19 protein-coding genes and 1 riboswitch are annotated in these 21,740 nt (G+C 26.9%); of the genes, 2 read left to right on the top strand and 17 right to left on the bottom strand.

The features are described 5' to 3' along the window. Positions 1 to 38 precede the first annotated feature (38 nt). The 10 genes from J7M87_RS11605 to J7M87_RS11560 form a co-directional block, all read right to left on the bottom strand. Positions 39 to 890: a carbohydrate ABC transporter permease gene (locus J7M87_RS11605; RefSeq protein WP_291651209.1), complete on the bottom strand. Its 852-nt coding sequence runs from the start codon at positions 888 to 890 to the stop codon at positions 39 to 41. A 1-nt stretch (position 891) separates the two neighbouring features. Beyond that, a complete protein-coding gene (locus J7M87_RS11600; RefSeq protein WP_291651208.1) occupies positions 892 to 1,821 on the bottom strand; it encodes a sugar ABC transporter permease in 930 nt (309 codons plus the stop codon). A gap of 47 nt (positions 1,822 to 1,868) precedes the next feature. Continuing rightward, positions 1,869 to 2,174, bottom strand: a complete 306-nt coding sequence (locus J7M87_RS11595) for a DUF3307 domain-containing protein (protein WP_291651207.1) — start codon at positions 2,172 to 2,174, stop codon at positions 1,869 to 1,871. A gap of 54 nt (positions 2,175 to 2,228) precedes the next feature. Then, entirely contained in the window at positions 2,229 to 3,359 is a 1,131-nt protein-coding gene (locus tag J7M87_RS11590) for a glycerate kinase (RefSeq protein WP_291651206.1), read from the bottom strand. A gap of 146 nt (positions 3,360 to 3,505) precedes the next feature. Continuing rightward, entirely contained in the window at positions 3,506 to 4,651 is a 1,146-nt protein-coding gene (locus J7M87_RS11585; RefSeq protein ID WP_291651205.1) for a sugar diacid recognition domain-containing protein, read from the bottom strand. 179 nt (positions 4,652 to 4,830) lie between these two features. Continuing rightward, positions 4,831 to 6,720, bottom strand: coding sequence for an endonuclease MutS2 (locus J7M87_RS11580; RefSeq protein WP_291651204.1), 1,890 nt, complete (start codon positions 6,718 to 6,720; stop codon positions 4,831 to 4,833). A 387-nt stretch (positions 6,721 to 7,107) separates the two neighbouring features. Beyond that, positions 7,108 to 8,253 (bottom strand): MFS transporter, encoded by a 1,146-nt coding sequence (locus tag J7M87_RS11575; RefSeq protein WP_291651203.1) that lies wholly within the window; start codon positions 8,251 to 8,253, stop codon positions 7,108 to 7,110. A 544-nt stretch (positions 8,254 to 8,797) separates the two neighbouring features. Beyond that, entirely contained in the window at positions 8,798 to 9,199 is a 402-nt protein-coding gene (locus J7M87_RS11570; protein ID WP_291651202.1) for a hypothetical protein, read from the bottom strand. Positions 9,200 to 9,333: 134 nt separating this feature from the next. Beyond that, positions 9,334 to 10,611: a HAMP domain-containing sensor histidine kinase gene (locus J7M87_RS11565; RefSeq protein ID WP_291651201.1), complete on the bottom strand. Its 1,278-nt coding sequence runs from the start codon at positions 10,609 to 10,611 to the stop codon at positions 9,334 to 9,336. 121 nt (positions 10,612 to 10,732) lie between these two features. Beyond that, positions 10,733 to 11,422 (bottom strand): response regulator transcription factor, encoded by a 690-nt coding sequence (locus J7M87_RS11560; RefSeq protein WP_291651200.1) that lies wholly within the window; start codon positions 11,420 to 11,422, stop codon positions 10,733 to 10,735. 340 nt (positions 11,423 to 11,762) lie between these two features. On the opposite strand from J7M87_RS11560, the gene J7M87_RS11555 reads away from it, so the two are divergent. Further along, on the top strand, positions 11,763 to 12,956 hold the full coding sequence (locus J7M87_RS11555; RefSeq protein WP_291651199.1) for a YibE/F family protein: 1,194 nt from the start codon (positions 11,763 to 11,765) through the stop codon (positions 12,954 to 12,956). A gap of 136 nt (positions 12,957 to 13,092) precedes the next feature. On the opposite strand, the gene J7M87_RS11550 is transcribed toward J7M87_RS11555, so the two are convergent. From J7M87_RS11550 to thiD, 6 genes are all read right to left on the bottom strand, one after another. Next, positions 13,093 to 14,421 (bottom strand): 6-phospho-alpha-glucosidase, encoded by a 1,329-nt coding sequence (locus J7M87_RS11550; RefSeq protein WP_291651198.1) that lies wholly within the window; start codon positions 14,419 to 14,421, stop codon positions 13,093 to 13,095. 15 nt (positions 14,422 to 14,436) lie between these two features. Then, positions 14,437 to 16,032 (bottom strand): PTS transporter subunit EIIC, encoded by a 1,596-nt coding sequence (locus J7M87_RS11545; RefSeq protein ID WP_291651197.1) that lies wholly within the window; start codon positions 16,030 to 16,032, stop codon positions 14,437 to 14,439. A gap of 286 nt (positions 16,033 to 16,318) precedes the next feature. Continuing rightward, positions 16,319 to 17,044 carry a MurR/RpiR family transcriptional regulator gene (locus J7M87_RS11540; protein WP_291651196.1) on the bottom strand — a complete coding sequence of 242 codons (726 nt, stop codon included), beginning with the start codon at positions 17,042 to 17,044 and terminating at the stop codon, positions 16,319 to 16,321. A gap of 353 nt (positions 17,045 to 17,397) precedes the next feature. Continuing rightward, on the bottom strand, positions 17,398 to 18,024 hold the full coding sequence (thiE, locus tag J7M87_RS11535) for a thiamine phosphate synthase (protein ID WP_291651352.1): 627 nt from the start codon (positions 18,022 to 18,024) through the stop codon (positions 17,398 to 17,400). Positions 18,025 to 18,039: 15 nt separating this feature from the next. Continuing rightward, positions 18,040 to 18,825 (bottom strand): hydroxyethylthiazole kinase, encoded by a 786-nt coding sequence (gene thiM / locus J7M87_RS11530; RefSeq protein WP_291651195.1) that lies wholly within the window; start codon positions 18,823 to 18,825, stop codon positions 18,040 to 18,042. Positions 18,826 to 18,843: 18 nt separating this feature from the next. Further along, positions 18,844 to 19,638 carry a bifunctional hydroxymethylpyrimidine kinase/phosphomethylpyrimidine kinase gene (gene thiD, locus J7M87_RS11525; protein WP_291651194.1) on the bottom strand — a complete coding sequence of 265 codons (795 nt, stop codon included), beginning with the start codon at positions 19,636 to 19,638 and terminating at the stop codon, positions 18,844 to 18,846. Between the two features lie 92 nt (positions 19,639 to 19,730). After that, positions 19,731 to 19,874, bottom strand: a riboswitch (TPP riboswitch). 206 nt (positions 19,875 to 20,080) lie between these two features. Between thiD and J7M87_RS11520 the strand changes: the two genes are divergently transcribed. Next, a complete protein-coding gene (locus J7M87_RS11520; protein ID WP_008679883.1) occupies positions 20,081 to 20,251 on the top strand; it encodes a hypothetical protein in 171 nt (56 codons plus the stop codon). A 141-nt stretch (positions 20,252 to 20,392) separates the two neighbouring features. Here the strand turns inward: J7M87_RS11520 and tyrS are convergent, their stop codons facing one another. Then, the gene (tyrS, locus tag J7M87_RS11515; RefSeq protein ID WP_291651193.1) at positions 20,393 to 21,607 is read right to left on the bottom strand and encodes a tyrosine--tRNA ligase; all 1,215 of its coding nucleotides are present in this window, start codon (positions 21,605 to 21,607) and stop codon (positions 20,393 to 20,395) included. Positions 21,608 to 21,740: the final 133 nt, after the last annotated feature.

Below are 21,740 nucleotides of genomic sequence, written 5' to 3'. Positions count from 1 at the left end.
AGCTATATTTATTTCTCTTTGTATCATTGATAATATATTTATTTTCCTCCAAAACCTGAATTCATTGTTGAGGCCATAAAATATTTTTGGAATGCTAAGAAAATGATTACAATAGGTATTATACTTAGAGTTGCTCCAGCTAATAATACTGCCCAGTTAGGTTCACTTCCCTTAAGATACTTTAGTCCTACTGTAAGAGGCAGTTTATCATAATCATTAATAACTAACATTGGCCATAAAAATGAATTCCACACATTTCTAAAAGATAGAATTGCTGTTGTTGCTATAGCTGGTTTTGCATTTGGTAGCACTATCTTAAAAAACACACCAATTTTTGAGCACCCATCTACTATTGCAGCATTTTCTAAATCCTTTGGAATACTCAAAAAATATTGCCTGAAAAAGAATATATTAAATGCATTTGAAGCAGTAAACATACTTGATAAAAACAAAGCAGTAAAACTATTATATAAATTCATATCCACAATTATTTTATAATTAGGTATAAGAGTAACATGACTTGGTATCATCATTGTTGCTATAAAAGCAAAGAATAATATATTTCTACCTTTAAACTCTATTCTTGTAACTGAGTATGCTGCCAAAGATGCCACTATTATCATAGCTACCGGTATAGTTATAGATAAAAATATTGAATTAAAAAGCATTTTATTAAATGGTAAAACTTCCATTAATCTTTTATAATTTTGTAATGTGAATTCAGTTGGTATTAAATTTAAAGGATTTCCTGAATATAGCTGTTCAACAGGCTTAAAAGAAGACATAACTGCCCATAAAAATGGATAAATCATTATTATACTTAGTATAATCATAAAAATGTGATATGTTGTATTCCCTATAAATTTACCTTTACTTTTAGATATCTTCACTTTATTCTCCCCCCTGTTCATTTCTAAATCTATATTGAATTAATGTTATTATCATAATAACTACAAAGAAAATCCAAGCTATAGATGATGCATATCCCATATTATAGTTTCCAAACCCTTGCTCATATATATAGTACATAATGGTACTAGTTGATCCTAAAGGTCCTCCATTTGTCATTATAAAAATTGATTCAAACATATTAAATGCTTCAATAACTAGTAAAATAATAACTACAAATGTTGTATTAGATAACATTGGTAATGTTATCTTGAAAAAGCTCTGAATTTTATTAGCTCCATCTACTTGAGCTGATTCATAAAGACTTTCAGGAATCGTTTGCAACCCAGCTAAAAACATTATCATATAATAACCACTCATCTGCCATACACGCATAATTACTAATGCCATCTTACTTGTATCTGGACTATTTAACCACATAGGTGGATTATGAAATCCTATTGCCGTTAACATATTATTTATCAACCCCATATCAGGATTAAATATCCACAACCAAACCATACTCACTGCTATTGTAGACGTTATACTTGGAAGGAATAATGCTACTCTATATGCTTTTGTCATTCTTCCAGCTTTTTTATTTATAAGCATAGCCAGTAATAATGATATTGCTAATACTATTGGAACTAAAAATATAACAAAATATATTGTATTCCCAAAAAACTTGTAAAAAGATTCATCCTTTGTAAAAGCTCTTATATAATTCTCTAATCCTATAAATTTAGGCTTAGTCATAAGATCGTAATCAGTTAATGATAAATACAACGAATATATTATTGATCCAAAGGTAAATATTGAAAATCCTATCAAAGCTGGTGATATAAATAACCACCCTGTTAAAGCCTCTTTTGTTTTTAAGGATATTCTTTTATCTTTTTTTAAATTATATTTCGAACCTAACTCCATCTTCATTTCCTACACCCCTTTAGTAAAAACTATTAACTTTTGATTAAAACTCATTAAAATACTATCGCTAAAATAACATAATGAATAAATTGATCTATATATAAGGCATTTTTTTCTCCAAAATACTTAGGTGTTATTCCTCTTGCTTTAACATAATCTATTGGAAAGTGTGTTATTGAAATTAATGCTAATTGATATAAAGTAGCATCATAATTCATAAAATATGAAACAACCATTATCCCAAAAGAATATAGAATAGAATGTATAAATAAAACATAATTATCCTTCCCTTTACATTCTGCTAAATGTGGAGTTTGAAATAAGTAATCTCCAACTGCATGAGCCATTAAAATAAACAAAATATCTTTTATAATAAATTCACCCCTATTTATTAATTAATTTTCATCAATATATTAATTGCCTTCACATATAACTCTTATTATTCTCTCTGAGACATCACTTATTAATTTTTTTGAATCTTTAATACTATCTTCCAAACTCATAGGCTTATTCACTATACTAAAAATACTTGTAAAACCATGATTATAAAGCTCATCATGTCCTTCACCAATTTCTCCACAAATAGCTATTACAGGTAGTCCAATTTTTTCAGCTTCTTTTGCTACTCCATAAGGAGCCTTACCAAATTTTGTTTGAAAATCAATTCTTCCTTCACCAGTAAATACTATATCTGAATCTTTTAAAGCTTCTACTAACTTTGTCTCCCTAATAACTATGTCAACTCCACTTTCTAATAGGGCACCTATTACTAAAAATGCTGCTCCTGTTCCTCCTGCTGCTCCTGATCCAGGTACGTTTAAAACATCAACTTCAAATTCTTTTTCTATAATTTTAGAATACTCATACAACCCTTCATCTAAAATCTTAATATCATCTTCACTTGCTCCTTTTTGTGGTCCAAAGACATTTGTAGCTCCATTCACTCCACATAAAATATTGTCGACATCACACGCAACAGTTATCTTACACTTTAAAATTTCAGTATTAAAATTTCTTTTATCAATTTTATATAATTTTTTTAATGCTCCTCCGCCTTCTGGAATATCCCTTCCTTCTTTATTTAAAAATCTAATACCTAAAGCTCTAAGCATTCCTGCTCCACCATCATTAGTTGCACTTCCTCCAAGACCTACAATTATCTTTCTGCATCCCTTTTCTATTGCATCATTTAAAATCTGTCCCGTACCATATGTCGATGTTATTAATGGATTTAGCTCATCTTCATTTAATAAATTTAATCCAGATGCAGCAGCCATTTCTATAATAGCTGTTTCACCATCACCAAGTATTCCATAAAACGAATCTATTTCTCTTAATAGAGGATCACAAACTTTTAAGTTTATTATTCTTCCACCAGTTGCATCAACTAGAGCTTGGACAGTTCCTTCGCCTCCATCAGCCATAGGAACTTTTACAACTTCTATATTTTTGTTATACCTAATTATCCCTTCCTCAATGGAATTTGCTACTTCCATAGCTGTTAAACTTCCTTTATATGAATCTGGAGCAATTACTACTTTCATATGTTCACCACCTCATAACTTCTATGATCTACAACTATATAGTAATTGTTTACAAAGCTACTTTCAATGTGTTATCTGCATAAGAATTAAAACCACTTTTTATCTTTTTTTTGTTTACCATGCACAAAAATTTTTAATATAATATTTTATTTATTATTAGATTCTATTTTTCTTATATTTTCTTCATATATCAATATCGCTAAATATATCTTTGTACATTCATATGGCTTAGTTATATCTATTCCATACATTTTTTTGAATTTATTTAGCCTATACATAATGGTATTTCTATGAACATACATAATTTTAGCCGTTTCACCTATATTCATATCATTAATAAAATATCCCTTTATAGTTTTTAACATTTCATTAGATGCTTTATTTTTACCTTCGAAAACTTCATAATAATAGTCTTCTATATACCTGTTCCTATACTCACTTGAAATTCCCTTAATAAGCAATTTCAAACCATACTCATTTACATCAATCACTTTTTTAAAGTTATTGCCAATTTCAATTGACTCCACTAAGCTAATTTGATAATAAGATCTTTCATAGTCTAAGATTTCTTTACATTCTTTACCTATTATAAAAATATAATTATTTGTTTTGCTTAACTTCATTTTACTAATTAAATCATTTATATAACTTTTTATATCTATATTGTTATTAAACAATAATACTATTCTTTCATTATTAAAATTTAATACAAGTACATTCAAAGAAGATAAATATTTATTAAATAAATCCTCTATTTTTTTATAGTTATTCTTATAATTATTACACATTTTAAAGACAACCATTTTACGTAAAACTTTCATATCTATTTCTAATAATTTTGCTCTAGCTTTATATGACTCTAAATCTTCCTTTTGTATTCCCTGTATTATTTCTTTAAAATACATTTTCTGGTTGTTTTTTTGAGACTTTTGAGGAGCTTCTACACCAATTTCATTTATAATCATTTCAACTAACTCTTTAATTAAAGGTCCATATGGAATTACTTCTTCTGCTGTTCCAGTTATTCCAACTACCCCTATAACTTTATTATTATAAGTAATTGGCATATTCACACCACACTTACACCCCCTATACATATGCATATTCTTAGTAGTAATAATTATATTTCTATTACTACTAGCACATATTCTTGCAGCTTCATGATAAGTATTTTCCCTTTTTTTATTACTTGATGCAATTATTATTCCGTCCAACCCTATAATATTTACATCTTTGGTAAATATCGGTGTCAACCTATTTATTATCTTTAAACATGAATCATAATCTAGCACTTTATATTCCTCCTTAAGCCAATAAATAAACGATCTTTTTGCATATAATTAATATTATAACTACTGTAACCTTATAACTATTATATCATCAACAGTTCATTCTAAAATTTATATATACTATAAACCTATTAATAAATATTAAAAAGCTAGGAATCCCTCTTAGATTCCTAGCTTTACGATTATTTTATAAAATATTCTTTTCTTATCTTCTTTAAAGCCTTTTTAGAGCCTCTTGCAATATCTCTTTCAAGCTTTCTTTCTTTAAAACTTACAAATAATTGATTTAAGTCGTACCCTGCTGGATAAAGATCTTCTGCCTTTATTTCTAACTTTATTCTTTTATAGTTTACTTCACTAAATTCACCATCACATAGAACTGTTATATTGTTTAGTTCGTTAATTTCCTTATATACTATTGCCTCTTTGTTGTTATCTAAAAGTCTAACTTTATCTCCAATTGAATATGAAGTATATTCAATTGGATTATTTTGAATTTTCTTTTTAGAAATTTTGCTTTCTTTAACTAAGTCATAGTTATATTCTTTAGAGTCTATATACTTTCTTGCTTTCTCAATAATATTAGCATCTATTCCCATCTTTTTTGAAATATATAAAGCATTACTATCTCCTGATTTTCCTATTGAAAGCTTATATAGTGGCTCGAGTGTATCTTTTTTAAATTCCATAGCTGCATTTTCAAAATCAGGATGCTCCTTTGAGAAATTTTTTATTTCTCCATAATGTGTTGATGCAACTGTTATGCACCCTTTATGATAACATTCTTCTAATATAGCAATTGCAAGTGCTGCACCTTCATTTGGTTCTGTTCCACTTCCTATTTCATCAAATAATAATAAAGTAGATTTGTTACTTTCCTTTAAAATTCCTGCTAGATTCTTAACATGAGATGAAAATGTGCTTAGGGCATTTTCAACGCTTTGATCATCTCCAATATCTACAAATATCTTATTAAATAAAGATATTTCAGTTCCTTCCTTTGCTCCTATATGAAATCCTGATTGAATTGCTAAAGTTAAGAGTCCTACTGTTTTTAACACAACTGTTTTCCCACCAGCATTTGGTCCAGTAATTATTAAACTTCTGTAATCTTCTCCAATTTCAAAATCTAGTGGTACTCCATCCTTTATTAATGGATACTTTCCTTTTACTATTTTTATATATCCATGATTATTTATCTTAGGTTTAATTCCATTTATTTCACGACTATATTTAGCTTTTGCCCAAATCATGTCATACTCTGATATTACTTCAATATTTATCTTCAAATCTCTCATTCTTTCATAAATCATTTCTGTAATTGTAGATAAAATCCTATATTCTTCAATGCTTTCTTCTATCTTTAATGTTGCAAGTTCTGTTGTATATTTTGTTATTACATTTGGCTCTATAAATACAGTTAACCCTTTAGCTGAAGTTTCAATTATAGTTCCTTGAACTTGATTTTTAAAAGCTGCCTTTATTGGTATAGTATATCTTCCATTTCTTTGACTTATAAAACTTTCTTGAATATATTCTCTATTAGCACTATTCTTTAAAAACTTTTCAAGTCTTTCCTTTATTTTACCTTCACAAATATCAATATGCCTTCTTATTTTCTTAAGCTCTTTGCTGGCATTGGAATCAACAGTGCTACCTTTAATCGAATTATTTATTTCCTCTTCTATATAGCTTAAATCTGTAATATTTTCTCCATATGAGCTTAATGTATTTGCATACCCTTCTTTATCTTTTATAAATAATTTAACTTTTCTACATCCTCTTAAAAAATTAGATATCATTACTAATTCATTTGGATCTAATGATGCCCCCTTATCAATCTTTTCAATAAGTGGTACTACATCAAAAATTCCTTCTAATGGTATATGATAAGATGCATCTAATAACCTTCGTCCTTCTGATGTTTCCTCCAACCTTTGTTCTACAATCTTCATATTATCACTAGGCTCAAGCTTATCAATTAAGGCTTTACCTAAACCACTAACGCAATACCCCTTAATAATTTCTTTTAATTTATAATAGTGTAATTTTTCTAGTGTACTTTTATTCATATCAAAAAACCTTCCTTGTATTATTTACAAGTCTACGAACTTCAGATAGATTTTAAATAATATATTTCTTATATTTTTATAGGCCATAATTTAAAATAAAAATAAATTTATACAAAATAAAAAAGCTATGGATACTTCCACAGCTATAAATTCAACACTAATAAAGGTATATAAAACACCCAAAAAGTATATTCGTGGACTTGTATCTATTATAGTTTTATTAATTCCACAACAAATAAAGGTATACCACCCTATTTTTTAGAATTAATATTAAGTTACTATTTTAGATACTACACACTCACAAAAATACCTCACTTTATTTTAAAATCTATCTACATATAATATATGATAAAAATTATTTATCGTCAACATAAAATTGAATTATTTTTATTCAATATTAGTAATCTTTATAAAATATCCAATTAAAATTATTGAAGCTAAGCTAATTAAAGCACAAATAACTAATCCATTTTCTAATGATGAGTTTGATACAACTCCTATAAGTGGGTTAATAGCTGCTGATATAATACTTCCGATCATAGAATATATAGATAAAATAGTTGCTCTGTTTCTAGAAAATATAGATTTATTTTTTATATCTATTATCATTGGTTCCGCTACTGCCATACAAATAGAAATTAAAGCTATACATAAGAAACTCAATATTCGATTACTTATAATTATTAATATAGATGCATTTATTAATATCAATGTTACTAATAATATTATTGATTTCTTTTGGCCAATCATATTACTTAGTTTATAAGATTTTATTGATATTAATTTCATCACTTGAATTGCTACTAATAAAATACCAAAGTATTTAATATCGATTCCACTTTTAATATATTGTTCTTGGTTTAAATATACAGTTATACTTTGAACTACTTCACTAATTAAAGAAATACCAACTATAAATATTATTATTGATGTATTAGCTAATACAATCTTAAGGTTATCTTTTATACTTTCTTTTTTGACTATTTCATTTTTAACATCAATTAAAAATAAAGATACTAAAAAAGCTAGTCCGTAAGGAATTATAGTGTAATAAGCAGTTAAATCTAATGATATATTAATTATATAAGTTGACATTATTGATCCTAATAAAAAACCTATAGTTGAAAACCATTCATATCTAGCAAATATCCTCTCACTATTTTCCTCATCATTAATTGATAAATATATTAAACTACAGTCACATCCTGATAAACCTGATATTGATATAGATAGCAATACTCTTTCAAATAAAAACATTAAAAATGAATTTGCCTTTAAAAATATAATTTTAGATATAAAAAATATAAGATTTGATATTATTAATGTTTTCTTATATCCAAATCTATCCGCAAAAATTCCCCAAGGTATTTCTAATACTACTATTAAAACCATAGAAATAGATTCGATTAAGAAAATTTGCGATAATGATATTCCTCTATTTTCTCTAAATATCGTAGCTATTGGAGCATAAAATACGAATCCCTGTAAAAATACTATAAGATTCATTAAATATATATTTCTTTTACTATTCAATTTAACTTCCTCCTAAAAACATAACAAATAAACCTTTATAAAAAGGTTAAAATGAATTTAGAATCTAAGTTAAATTGGTCTAAACATAAATAATACCTCCAAATAGTTATAAATATATTATATGATTTAAATAAAAAAATACCTGCAATAGATGCAATGAACATAGTTATAGTATTAAGTACTCCCCAAGTAAATTTACTATTCCACTTGTATCTATTATTTCATATTTATCTTTTATCCTATTTCCCTAAATTGAATTTAAAGTATTTTCTATTTCTTTTATACTTGCTTTTACATCACTATCTTTTTTAGTAATCTTTACTCCTTCTACTTTTTTAATTCCATCAAAATATTTATCTTAAGCTTCTTTCTTAAGCGCTTATGGCTTACTTACTCTTTCTTTCTCTTTTTCAATATGCTCTCCATCTTTAACAAAGACTTAATTTAACGCTCCATAGACTTATCTAAAATTATTTTTTGCTCATTACTCATAATGCTACTGCCTTTAAATTTTAACCCACTAGTTTCTTCTATTTTCATATTATTATTTAACAAAATAAATATCTTTCTTCTTATAAATAAAGAAAATCATTAACCCTGGAAAAATTAAATTTAATGGTGTTAATAAACTCACTCCAGAAATTATTGCTGAATAAATAAATGATAATACCTCTATACCTATAAATAAAAATGCTCCTGTTGGCTTTTTACATAAAATTAATATTATTGATATAGTTATTATTAATGATATAACTAATGTTATTGTAACCTGGACTATATTTACTTGGCCTCCAATTCCTGTCTCAGCTAAAATTTTATTTGCTTGCTCCTCAAAAAGGATATCGAATAAAGAGCCTAATATGACAAATGTTTGTCCTATCAAATAAAGTACAGACATTGTAATAATACCGGCACCTACTCTTTTCTTTTCAACATAATTTTCCATCATTATCCTCTCTTTCCAAAATATTCATTTTTATAGTACTACTTCCATAAAATAACTACAATATTACTTACCTTAAGTTTATCTTAAGTTTTGTTTAATCCTTAGAAAATAAAGATAACTATAATAAGATATATTTATTTATATTTTTTAAAAATTATCTTAAACTCGCTTCCAAGTCCTTCCTTAGAATTCAAAATAATTTTTCCTTTATGTAATTCAATAATCTTTTTAGTAATAACTAATCCAAGCCCGCTACCTCCACTAGATTCTCTAGACATATCTCCTCTTACAAATTCCTCAAAAACTTTATCTCGTATTTCTTTTTTAATTCCTGCTCCATTATCTCTAATTATAATCTCTATCTCTTCTTCATTACTCCTAAGTTCAATAAATAAAGTTGTATCTTTTTCATTATATTTTAAGGAATTAATAATTAAATTACCTATAGCTCTTTCTAATTCTTTAGGGTCAAATTTATAGTAAATAGGCTCTTCTTGAATATCTATCTCTAAGTTAAATTCTGCCTCCTCAATTTCTCCATAATAAAGTGCTACTATACCTCGTAAAAATTCGCAAATATCTTTTTGCTTAATATTTAATTTATAATCTATACTATCTAATTTTGTAAATATAAAAAGCTCATTTACTAAATAGTTTAATCTTGATGTTTTATTATAAATATAATCTAAATAAATTCTTTTCTCATCAAAATCTTTTACAGTTCCGTCATTTAAAGCCTTTGAGTATCCCATAATTGATGTTATTGGCGTTTTTATATCATGAGCTATATCTCTTATCATATCCCTTTTACTTTTTTCAATCTTATCTTTATTTTCATTAGCTAATTTAATTTCCTTTACCATATAATTAAAGCTATCTCTTATGCTATCTATTTCTTTATATCCTTCAAAATCCAATCTTACTGATAAGTTTCCTTTACTCATCTTTTCTATACCTAAATTTATTTGATTTAAAGGTCCTCTAATTTTTTTTATATATTTATAATAAACACCCCATAATGATAAAACCATAAATATAATTGCTACAACTAATGAATATCTTATAGTTTCAAGAACTCTTCTTCCTAAGCTTTTTTCTTTCAATTGTTTCTTTAAAAAGAATTCACTATTAGGAATTTTTACTATATATAATTTACTATCCTGCTTGTACACTTTTGAATCAAAAAACTTCTCTTCTTTTTTTAATTGATCTTCATAAAAATTTATAAAATTTAATAAACTATAATCATTTATATTATCTTTTTTTTCTCCAATTACATTAACGACCTTATTATTTTCTATAGTTTCTATCCATCCACCAACTTCTAATATTCCATTAATATTAAGATTTTCATAGTTTTGAACAAAGAATTCTTCTTCCATCAACCTTTCTTCTTCTTTTGTCAAATGCATATTAGATATAATCCCCAAAATTGAAATGATAATAAATAATATTAAAGCTATTATAAAAATTATTATGGTATATATGTAATTAATAACAAAAATTCTGCTTAAACTTCTGTTTTTAAGAAAATTACTTATCTTCAAATCTGTAACCTATTCCTCTTATTGTTTTTATATATTTATCTTCTTTATTATCATCTTCAATTTTATCTCTTAAATTACTTATATGTACCATTATTACATTATCATCGTATAGATATTCTTCATTCCAGACATTTTCGAATATCCTTTTCTTTGTTAAAACTTTATTTTTATTTTCCATAAATAACTGTAATAATTTAAATTCCTTTAGGGTTAGCTGAACCTCCCTTCCAGCTTTAGTTACAACAACTTTCTCTTTATCTAATATTAAATCCCTACTACTTATAACATTATCAACATTATCCCTTATATTTAATGAATAACATCTTCTTAACTGTGCATTAACTCTAGCTATTAGCTCTAAAGGGTCAAAGGGCTTCGTTATATAATCATCAGCTCCTATGTCTAACCCTATAACTTTATCATGATTCTCACATTTTGCTGATATAATTATTATTGGTATATTACTAGTACTTCTAATTTTGTTTATTATGGCATATCCATCTATTCCTGGCATCATTAAATCCAGAATTACCAATTTAATATTTTCTGAGCTTAAAATATTCAATGCCTCTTTTCCTTCATAAGCTTTAAATATGGAATACCCTTTATTTCTTAAATATAGATCAATTAAATCTACAATTTCTTTTTCATCATCAACAATTAATATATTTATCATACTCTCTCCTTATAAGCTATAATTTCAATCTTATTACATTATAATACAATATTATCCACCTTAAAGCACTATTTGATGAAATTTATATATAAACTACAATAAAATCTAATCTTTATCTAACCATATGTAATTAATACTATTTAAATAATGTTAGTATCTGACAACTAATATAAGAATTAATTACTCTATCTATTTTCAATCCTGCTATTTTACTTATAGTTTTAACTGTTAACTAAAATATATAGTTAAATTACTTTAAATAATATTTAATGCTCTAATTTACCTTTTAAATTTACTGTAATATAATTATTATAGTAAGTATATTACTTTGGAGGATAATATGGGTAAAAAGGGTGGGAAAAGCAAAAAAAGACAAGGTTTTGTAAAAGCTAAATCAAATGAAAATCTTATTTTATTATTGGGAGTTATATTTTTTAGTATTATTTTAATTATTATTTCAAAATCTATATTTAGCAGTGGATTTTTACCTGATAAATATAATGGCAATATGAAATACTATAATGCTGTTGTTACAGAAGTTTTAAGTGAAGATTTGACAAAAGATCCTTATATAGAAGATGTTGAAGTAGGATTTCAAAAGATACTAGTTAAAATTTCATCAAAGCCTTATTCTGGTAATACATTTGAAATAGAAAATCCAATAAGCAGATTATATAATTTAAAAGTTAAAGAAGGTACTAAAGTAATAGTAGGCGTTATTGAAAAAGATGGTTCTACTCAAATGAATTTATATAGTTATGATCGAAGTAATATGATTTATTTATTAATAGCAGTATTTATTTTATCAGTTGTTGTAATAGGTGGATTTAAAGGTGTTAAATCTTTAGTAGCTCTAATTTTCACTTTAATATGTTGTGTATATTTAATGGTTCCTTTAATGCTTCGAGGTGTGGATCCAATACTCTCTGGAATTCTAATGAGTATATTGAGTATAACTGTAACACTTATACTAGTATCTGGATTCAACAAAAAGACCTTGACTGCAATTTTAGGTACGGTTTCAGGTGTTATCATTGCAGGATTAATTGCTTATGTTTTCGGATCATTAACAAATCTTTCAGGCTTAAATATGAGTGAAGCAGAAAGTTTAGCATATATTGCTGAAGATACGGGGTTAAAACTTAAAGGAATAATGTTTACTGGAATATTAGTTGCAACTCTTGGAGCTGTAATGGATATTGCAATGTCAATTGCTTCATCAATATTTGAAATTCATAAAGTAAACGATAAAATAAGCTTTAATGATTTATTTAAAAGTGCTATGAACATAGGTAAAGATACTATTGGAACAATGACTAATACATTAATTTTAGCATTTGCTGGTGGCTCCTTAAGTATTTTAATATTAGTATTTTCAGCAAATATGCCTTTTAATAAATTGATAAATTTAGACCTTTTAGGAATTGAAATAATTCAAGGTTTATCTGGAAGTATAGGTATAGTACTAGCCGTTCCAATTACTGCATTTATAGGATGTTATTTATGTAAAAATGAACTTAAATTAAAGAAATAAAAAATAAAGGAACTATCTACACAGATAATTTAAAATACATTTGTGAGACAGTTCCTTATTGATTTTTATTTACACCTTACAAAAAGATACTCTTTATCAATTAATAAAGAGTATCTTTTTGTAGTATCTTTTTGTATTACTTTAATTCTGGCCAGTATTCTTTATTAGCCTCGATCATTTCATCTAATATTTGCTTAGCTACAAATGCTGATGGAATTGTCTTATTCATTGTAAATGCCATAAGAGCCTTTTCATATGAACCCTCAATTGCAGCTTCTACAACTAACTTTTCACTAGCTTCTTGTTGCTCTATTAATCCTTTATAGAATGTAGGAATTTCACCAACACGAACTGCTTCTGGACCATCTTTAGTTATATATGCTGGAATTTCAACCATAGCGTCATCTGGTAAGTTTTTAATAGCTCCATTATTTTCAACCATAACTAAATGTCTTTTTCTTTGGTCAAATGCTAAACTCATAGCAACTTCTACTATAAATTCTCCATGTACTCCAGTAAAGAATTGTGAAAGATCAATTTCTCCAGTAGCAGTATATTCATCTACTGAGTCAAATATCTTCTTTTCTCTTCCTTCCATTACTTCATTTGCTCTAGTATGATTTTTGTCAGAATGCCCAACAACCTCATCTCCTAGTAAATAGTATTGCATATATGTGTTAGGAAGATATTTAGGGAACATTTGCATCATATGTTTTGCATTAGTAAATGTATGAAGCCATGATGCATCATTATGTCTTACTTCACTTCTTGAATCTGGAGGTAAATATCCATGTTCTAGAACATAATTTTTAAGTTCTTCTGTTCTATCTTCTCCATTTACTCTTATATTTGTGAACCAACCAAAATGATTTAATCCAAAATAATCAGCTTCTATATCATGTCTATCACAATCTAAAATGTTTGCCATATTTCTCATAATTGCAACTGGCATATCACATATATTTAAAATCCTTGCATTTGGTCTTAGCTTATACATTGCTTTTGCTACAATAGCTGCTGGATTTGAATAGTTTACTATCCAATAGTTCTTATTTGCATATTTTTCACAGAAATCAATCATTTCAACCATAGGATATATAGTTCTTAAACCATATGCTAATCCTCCTGGTCCACAAGTTTCTTGTCCAACTACATTATATTTTAATGGAATTTTCTCATCCATTTCTCTCATCTTGTATAAACCAACACGCATTTGTGCAAAAACAAAGTCTGCGTCATTAAAAGCTTCTTCTGGATTAGTTGTAAATATTAATTTCACTTCTGGATCAAACATTTCAACAACTTTTTTTACTATTACACCTACTTTATTTTGGCGTTCTTCATTTATATCATATAATCTTAATTCATCTATTTTAAATTCTTCCTTTTTAGATAATAAGCTTTTAACAATTCCTGGAGTATAAGTACTTCCCCCACCTACTATAACTAATTTAAATTTTTTCATTTCTAATATTCCTCCTTATTCTACTATTTCTAATGCGTCGTCTACTATTGTTCTTATTTTATTTATTGAAAGTCCATATACAACTTGTATATTCTTTCCTTTCTTAACTACACCTGATGCTCCTGTAGTTTTCAATGTTTGTTCATCGATTACAGTATCATCAATAACATCTACTCTAAGTCTTGAAAAACAATTTTCTACAGTTACTATATTTTCTTTTCCACCTAATGCTTTAATAATAGTTAAAGCCTTTTCCCTATCATTTTCAGTATTATCAATTTCTTTGTTTGATGACTTCATTTCTTTTTTAACTTTTGCTGCATTTTCCTTTAAATCCATTGTACTATCATTATCATCATCTTCTCTACCTGGTGTCTTTAAGTTCATTTTTTCAATCATAAATTTAAATACTACAAAAATTACTGCTATTTCAACTAATCCTACTAAGATATATATTGGCCAATGAGTTTTTCCAATACCTGCTGGTAAATTTATTACAAGAAAATCTAAAATACCATTTGTTGCACAAACTCTTACATTAAGTACATAAACTATCATTTGGAAGAATCCATCTATAACAGAATATACAAACCATAATAATGGAGCTGCAAAAATAAATGTAAATTCTAACGGTTCTGTAATACCTGCTATTACTGCTGTTAATGTTGATGGAATTAATTGAGATTTTAAGTTTTTACGTTTTATCTTCTTAGCTGTATAATAAAATGCTAATGCTACACCAATAACCCCAAATGTTTTTACTAAACCATAATTTAAGAATCTTGCTGAATCCGGCATCATTGTTATTGTGGGATCATTCAGTAATGCTAAGAATACTGGTTTAGCACCTATAACATTTTCTCCATTTATTATCATTTGATCTCCTACTGCTGAATATAGGAATGGAGACCAAATTAAATGATGTAATCCTGTAGGTACTAAGAATCTATTTAAGAATCCATAAACAAATACTCCTAAAGCACCTGCTGTACTCATAAACCCTGTTAAAGCAGTTATTCCATTAGCTATGCTTGGCCAAATATATGTTGCTAATATACTTAATGCCGCAACTATTGGAATCATAATTATAAATACAAACTTACTATTACCATAAGATGCCATAGCACCCTTAAATTCTTTGCTAACGTATTTATTATGAATTACAGCTACTGCTATTCCTAATATCATTCCTAGGAAAACTCCCATATCTGTTACATGAAAACCTAATTGAATTGTTTGTCCAGTTCCATATAATTCACTTGCAGTATTACCTGCTATTAATTTACCCGATAATTCTAACCACTTACTATTTGCTCCTAAAAATAATATATAGGACATAATTGCTACAAAAGCTGCTTCTGCTTTTTTCTTTTTAGCCATACCTATGGCAATTCCAACACAAAATAGGATACTTAAGTTTCCCATAATAGGCGATAACATCCCATTAAAGAATTTTCCTATTGTCCAAATAACTCCGCCTTCACTAACAAAAGTTGTATTGGTAAGTATAGCTGTTAGTGCAATTGACATTCCTACTATTGGTAAAAATAAGACTGGTCCAATCATAGCTTTAGCAAATTTCTGCATACTATCTAAAATCTTATCCTTCATTCTAATATCCCCTATCTCTTTTAAATTTTCTGCTTGGTAATTACCTTGAACTTAGAATAACATTTTAAACAAACATTGTTAATAGGTTTAACCTTTTCAGGAACATGTTACTCAAAAAGTAAACATGTTTACCTTTACAATAAAATTAAATATCTGTAATTTTGCTATTCCGTAGCTTCACTTGAAATCAACTCAAACTTACATATATTAAATTAAAAACTAAATGAATAAAAGGTATAAAAAAGAAACTACCAAAAAACTTTTCTATGGTAGTTTCTTAAGAATTTTATAAACTATTCATTACCTTATCTAATAAGTATTCCATCACAATCATTACTCGTGCATAAAAGTAATTAGCTGTAATATTTCTATCATCTAACTCTTTATCATCCAATATCGAAAAATGTATTGTTGATTGTTTTGCCATATGACTATTAGGCCTGCCAGTAAAGGTTATTATATCTAAATTATTTTTTGCCGCATAATCTATAACCTTTGTTACACTTCCTGTTTCTCCACTTTTTGATATACCTATTACTAAAGCTCCACCTATTTGATTATTGTCATATACGCCATAGGAATTTGTCTTTATGCATTTAAAACCTAATACAAGCATCTTCCTACAAAAAAAATCTACAATTGGCGATGAAAATCCTGTACCTGTAATATAAATTATATGTTGTCTATGCTTTATAAGATTATCAATAAAGGAATCTATTATATTTTTATCTATTTCATCAATAAAACTAGTTATATCAGACGTACGTTCCTGATTCTTTTCATTATTCTTTATTATAAAATTCAATCTATACAGCATATCTACATATCCAGTGTATCCTAGCTTTTTTGATAATTTAATTATTGTAGTTGCAGAAGTATAATTAGCTTGTGCAACTTCCCTTACTCCTTTATCTAAAACATTATCAATATTTTTTAATATATATTCAAGTACTTGTCTTTCTGTTTCTGTTAATTTATAGTTATCAGCAATTTTATAAATATCAAACTTCATATGATACCCCCAGTTTAAATGACTATAATATAAGTTACAATAAAAATAATATTTTAATAAAATCCCAAGTAATTGAGATTATATAATTAAAATTAGTATCTCAGTAACCTAAATAAGAAATCAAATAATATATACTTTCAATTTAGAGCTTCTTCTTAAAAACTGTTTAATATACTATTACTTTTAGGTATTATAGTATTTAATCAAAGTATATATAATATATTATCATATTTATTTTCATAATACATACCATTAACTTTTTTCTAATGACTTTTATTTAAAATTTAAAAAGATGATTATGCTTATTTCTTGAATATGATTTAAACAGGTATCTTAATAAAAATATTGATTGTTTATATAATTGAATTTATTTTATCAATCCATATTTTAGATTCTTTTTCTATGTCATCTTTGCCTAAGATCGCTGATACAACAGCATATCCATCTATGTCATATCCATTAAAACTTTCTATATTGTCTATTGACAATCCACCTATAACAACTATAGGTAGATTAACATTTCTTTTTATTTCTTTTAAAGTTTCCATACTTACATCTTTTGCATCTAATTTTGTTCTAGTTGTAAACATTGATCCAACTCCCAAGTAATCAGCACCCATTTCCTTTGCTTTTATTGCTTCTTCTAAAGACCTTGCTGATACTCCAAGTATTTTCTCCTTACCTATTAATTTTCTAACTTTATCTGCTGGCAAATCATCTTGCCCAACATGAACTCCATCAGCATCGCATAATAAAGCAATGTCTACTCTGTCATTTATAATAAATTTCACATTATACTTTCTAGTTATTTCTCTAAGTTTTAATGCTTTCTCTAAAAATTCTCCTCCAAGAGATTCTTTTTCTCTTAATTGAATCATAGTCGCGCCACCTTTAATGGCATCTTCTATTGATTTATAAAAATCTCTATCTTTTAGAATATCTGAGTCTGTTACTAAATAAAGCTTTAAATCATTCATTATTTTCTTACTTCCTTTTTATTTTATATTTACTTTTGCAAAATTTCTAAGTGTTTCTTCTGTTAACTTATAAATATTATTCATTAACTCAACCTTAAAACTTCCTATTCCTATATCATCTTTATCTGCTAATTCACCTGAAAGCCCCATTGAAATCACTCCCATTGCTACTGACTCAATATTACTTCCACATGCGCCTAAATATGAAGCTATCAAGCTTCCTGTCATGCATCCAGTTCCTGTTATGCCTTTTAACTTTTTACTTCCATTTTCAATTTTTATAACTTTTTCGCCATCACTTACAAAATCAACTTTTCCTGTTGCTACAATAATTGTATTCATCTTTCGTGCTATATCTCTTATTAATATTGATATATCTTCTCCATTATCATAAGAATCTACTCCTTGTCCATTCCCTTCAAAGCCTGCTATAAACTTAATTTCTGCAATATTTCCTTTTATAACATCAAACTTTACTTCATTTATTAGTTTATTCGTTAACTTAGTTCTTTCTTTTGTTGCAAAAACTCCAACTGGATCCAATATAACAGGCTTATTATATTTATTTGCCATTTTACCTGCCTTTAAAAATAATTCAACATTGGTAGATTTCATAGTTCCTATATTTATAACTACTGCACTAGCTATACTAACTATCTCTTCTAATTCTTCATAACTATAACTCATTAAAGGACTTGCTCCTAATGCTAATGTTATGTTTGCACAATCATTTATTGTGACTTCATTTGTATAATGAAGAATTAATGGATTTTTTTCTTTAACTTTATTTATTAAATTATACATTTTACCACCTCTTATCTATTACTTAAATTTATAAAAATGATGTACTGGACCTACACCCTTACCAATATCAAAGCTATTTTTAATAGCATTAGTAATATACTCTTTGCTAAGTTCTACAGATTTTTCTATATCATATCCAAGTGCTAAATATGCTGTAATTGCTGATGATAATGTGCACCCAGTACCATGAGTATTTTTTCTATTTAATCTTTCAGATTTATAAACTTTAAATAAATTTCCTCCAATCAAAATGTCAGCTGCTTCACCTTCTAAATGCCCACCTTTCATCAATACATAATTTGGTCCAAGAGTTAGTATTTTTTCTCCAGCTTCTCTCATATCCTCAATAGTATAAATCTTCATTCCTGTAAGCTCTTCAGCCTCTAATATATTCGGGGTTATTATATATGCTTTAGGAATTAACCTTTGAACTAAGGCATTTTTTGCTTCTGGCTTTAATAAGTTATATCCACTTTTAGATATCATTACTGGATCTACAACTAAATACTTTGTATCATATTTTTCTAAGGTTTCAACAATTTCATCTATAATTTCTGGACTAGAAACCATTCCTATTTTTATTGCTTTTGGTTCTATATCATCCATTACAACCTCTATTTGTTTTCTTATTATATCCTTACTTAAATCCTCAACCATAAATACTCCTTGAGTATTTTGAGCTGTTATAGCTGTAATAAAACTCATTCCATAAGTACCAATAGCACTAAATGTTTTTAAATCTGCTTGTATTCCTGCACCTCCTGAAGAATCTGATCCTGCAATAGTTAATGTTGCTATTTTATAGTTTCTCATTTTAATTCCTCCTAATTAATAAAATAAAAAGCTATATTCCCTTACTGGAATATAGCTTTTAGTATTTCTTAAAACAATATCATAATTTACAATTGATAATTTCTAAGCTTTCCTACGCTGGCATTATCCAGTTCAGGTAATAAGGGTTAATAAAATTATCATTCAAAGGATGTCGCGTTTCGTTACCCCCTTTATAAATTTATCTCTCAGCCATATAGGCACCCCTAGCAAGTTATTTAATTTTAAATTTATTTTACCATTTATTCTAATTTATGTATATAATTATCTGTTTATATATGTTTAAATTTTAAGTTAAATTTTTAAACATACAACTTCTCCCTATAGAAATAATAAATACTATTTCAAGCTATATTTTAATAATATTTTTTAATTATATTGTGGGAAACTAATATAGACAACTTATCTTTAGGAGGTAATTTAAATGGATAATAACAAAAATAGAAGAAAAGATCGTCCTAAATCAAATGCAGAACTTAGAAAAATGTATTCAGAATCTGGTGCAGAAATTGGAATTGAAAATGGCAAAAAGAAAGGCGCTCATTCCAATGGTAAGAAATTTACAAAAAGATCAAAGTTATCTCATAATAAATAATTTATGCTTTCGTTTTAAGATTTTAATTAAATAACTACTATATTTATTGTAGTTATAATATTAGTTATGTGATTACTAAATTAATAGCTATACTTTGAAAGTTTTTTAATAACCCTGCAATATAAAGCAGGGTTATTTTTATTAGTTTTTAGCATTTATTTTAAGTTTTAAAAACTTCTTTTTTCCTATTTTTATTACATCTTGTGATGATAAATTTATATCTAAACTATCTATTTTTTCTCCATTAATTTGAACTCCACCTTGTTCAATAAGTCTTGTAAATTCTTTTTTACTTGATACGTATTTCTCACTTACTAAATTTGTAACAATATCCTTCAAATTATTACTTTCTACTTTTAAATTAGGTATATCATCTGGGATTTCTTTTTTGGTAAAAGCTGTATTATAAAACTCAATTGCTGATTTCACTTCATCTTCACAATGATATAAGCTAGTTATTATCTGTGCAAGCTCTAATTTTATATCTCTAGGATTTTCACCTCTATCTAATCTGCTTTTTATTTCATCTATTGTATCTGGATGCTCATCTGTAGCTAATTCAAAGTATTTTATAATTAAACTATCTGGAACTTCCATTACTTTTTTAAACATAATATTTGCAGGTTCGTTTACACCAATGTAGTTCCCTAAACTTTTACTCATTTTTTCAATTCCATCTAAGCCTTCTAAAATAGGCATAAACATTGCAACTTGCTCTTCTTCTCCCATTGTCTTTTGAAGTGTTCTTCCCATTAAAATATTAAAGGTTTGATCAGTACCACCAAGTTCTATATCTGCTTTTAGAGCAATTGAATCGTAAGCTTGCATTAAAGGATAAAAGAATTCATGAACTCCTATTGGCACATTATTTTTATATCTATTTTTAAAATCATCTCTTTCTAGCATACGAGCTACAGTAGTAGTTGCTGCTAATTTCAAAACATCATTAAAATTTAATTTTGACAGCCACTCACTATTAAAACGAACCTCTGTCTTACTTTCATCTAAAACTTTAAAAATTTGAGTTTTATAAGTTTCTGCATTTTTTAATACTTCTTCATCAGTTAAAGCCTTTCTTCCCTTTGCCTTTCCTGTTGGATCTCCAATTTTTCCTGTAAAGTCTCCAATAACAATTACTGCCTTGTGACCTAAGTCTTGCATTTGCTTAATTTTACGTAAAACTACGGCATGCCCAAGGTGTATATCTGGTGCACTTGGATCAAGTCCTAACTTAATAATTAATGGTTTATTATTTTTTTCAGCTTTTTCTAATTTTTTTCTAAGCTCTTCCTCATTAACTATTGTATCTGCTCCCTTTTTGATAATTTTCATTTGCTCATCAATTGTTTGTTTCATTTTTAAACACTCCTCTTATATTATTTAAAATATAAGCAAGTTCTATAAGAATAACTTTACGAAAGGCTATTAATAAAACTATTTAAACTAATAGTGGCGCTTTTTATATGCTTCATTTATTAATTATTATAAA

Origin of the sequence: Clostridium sp. (genome assembly GCF_017888565.1) — a bacterium.
GTDB lineage: Bacteria > Bacillota > Clostridia > Clostridiales > Clostridiaceae > Clostridium.
Note: the sequence above shows the minus strand (reverse complement) of the source record. Positions and strands in the feature narration are given on the sequence as shown.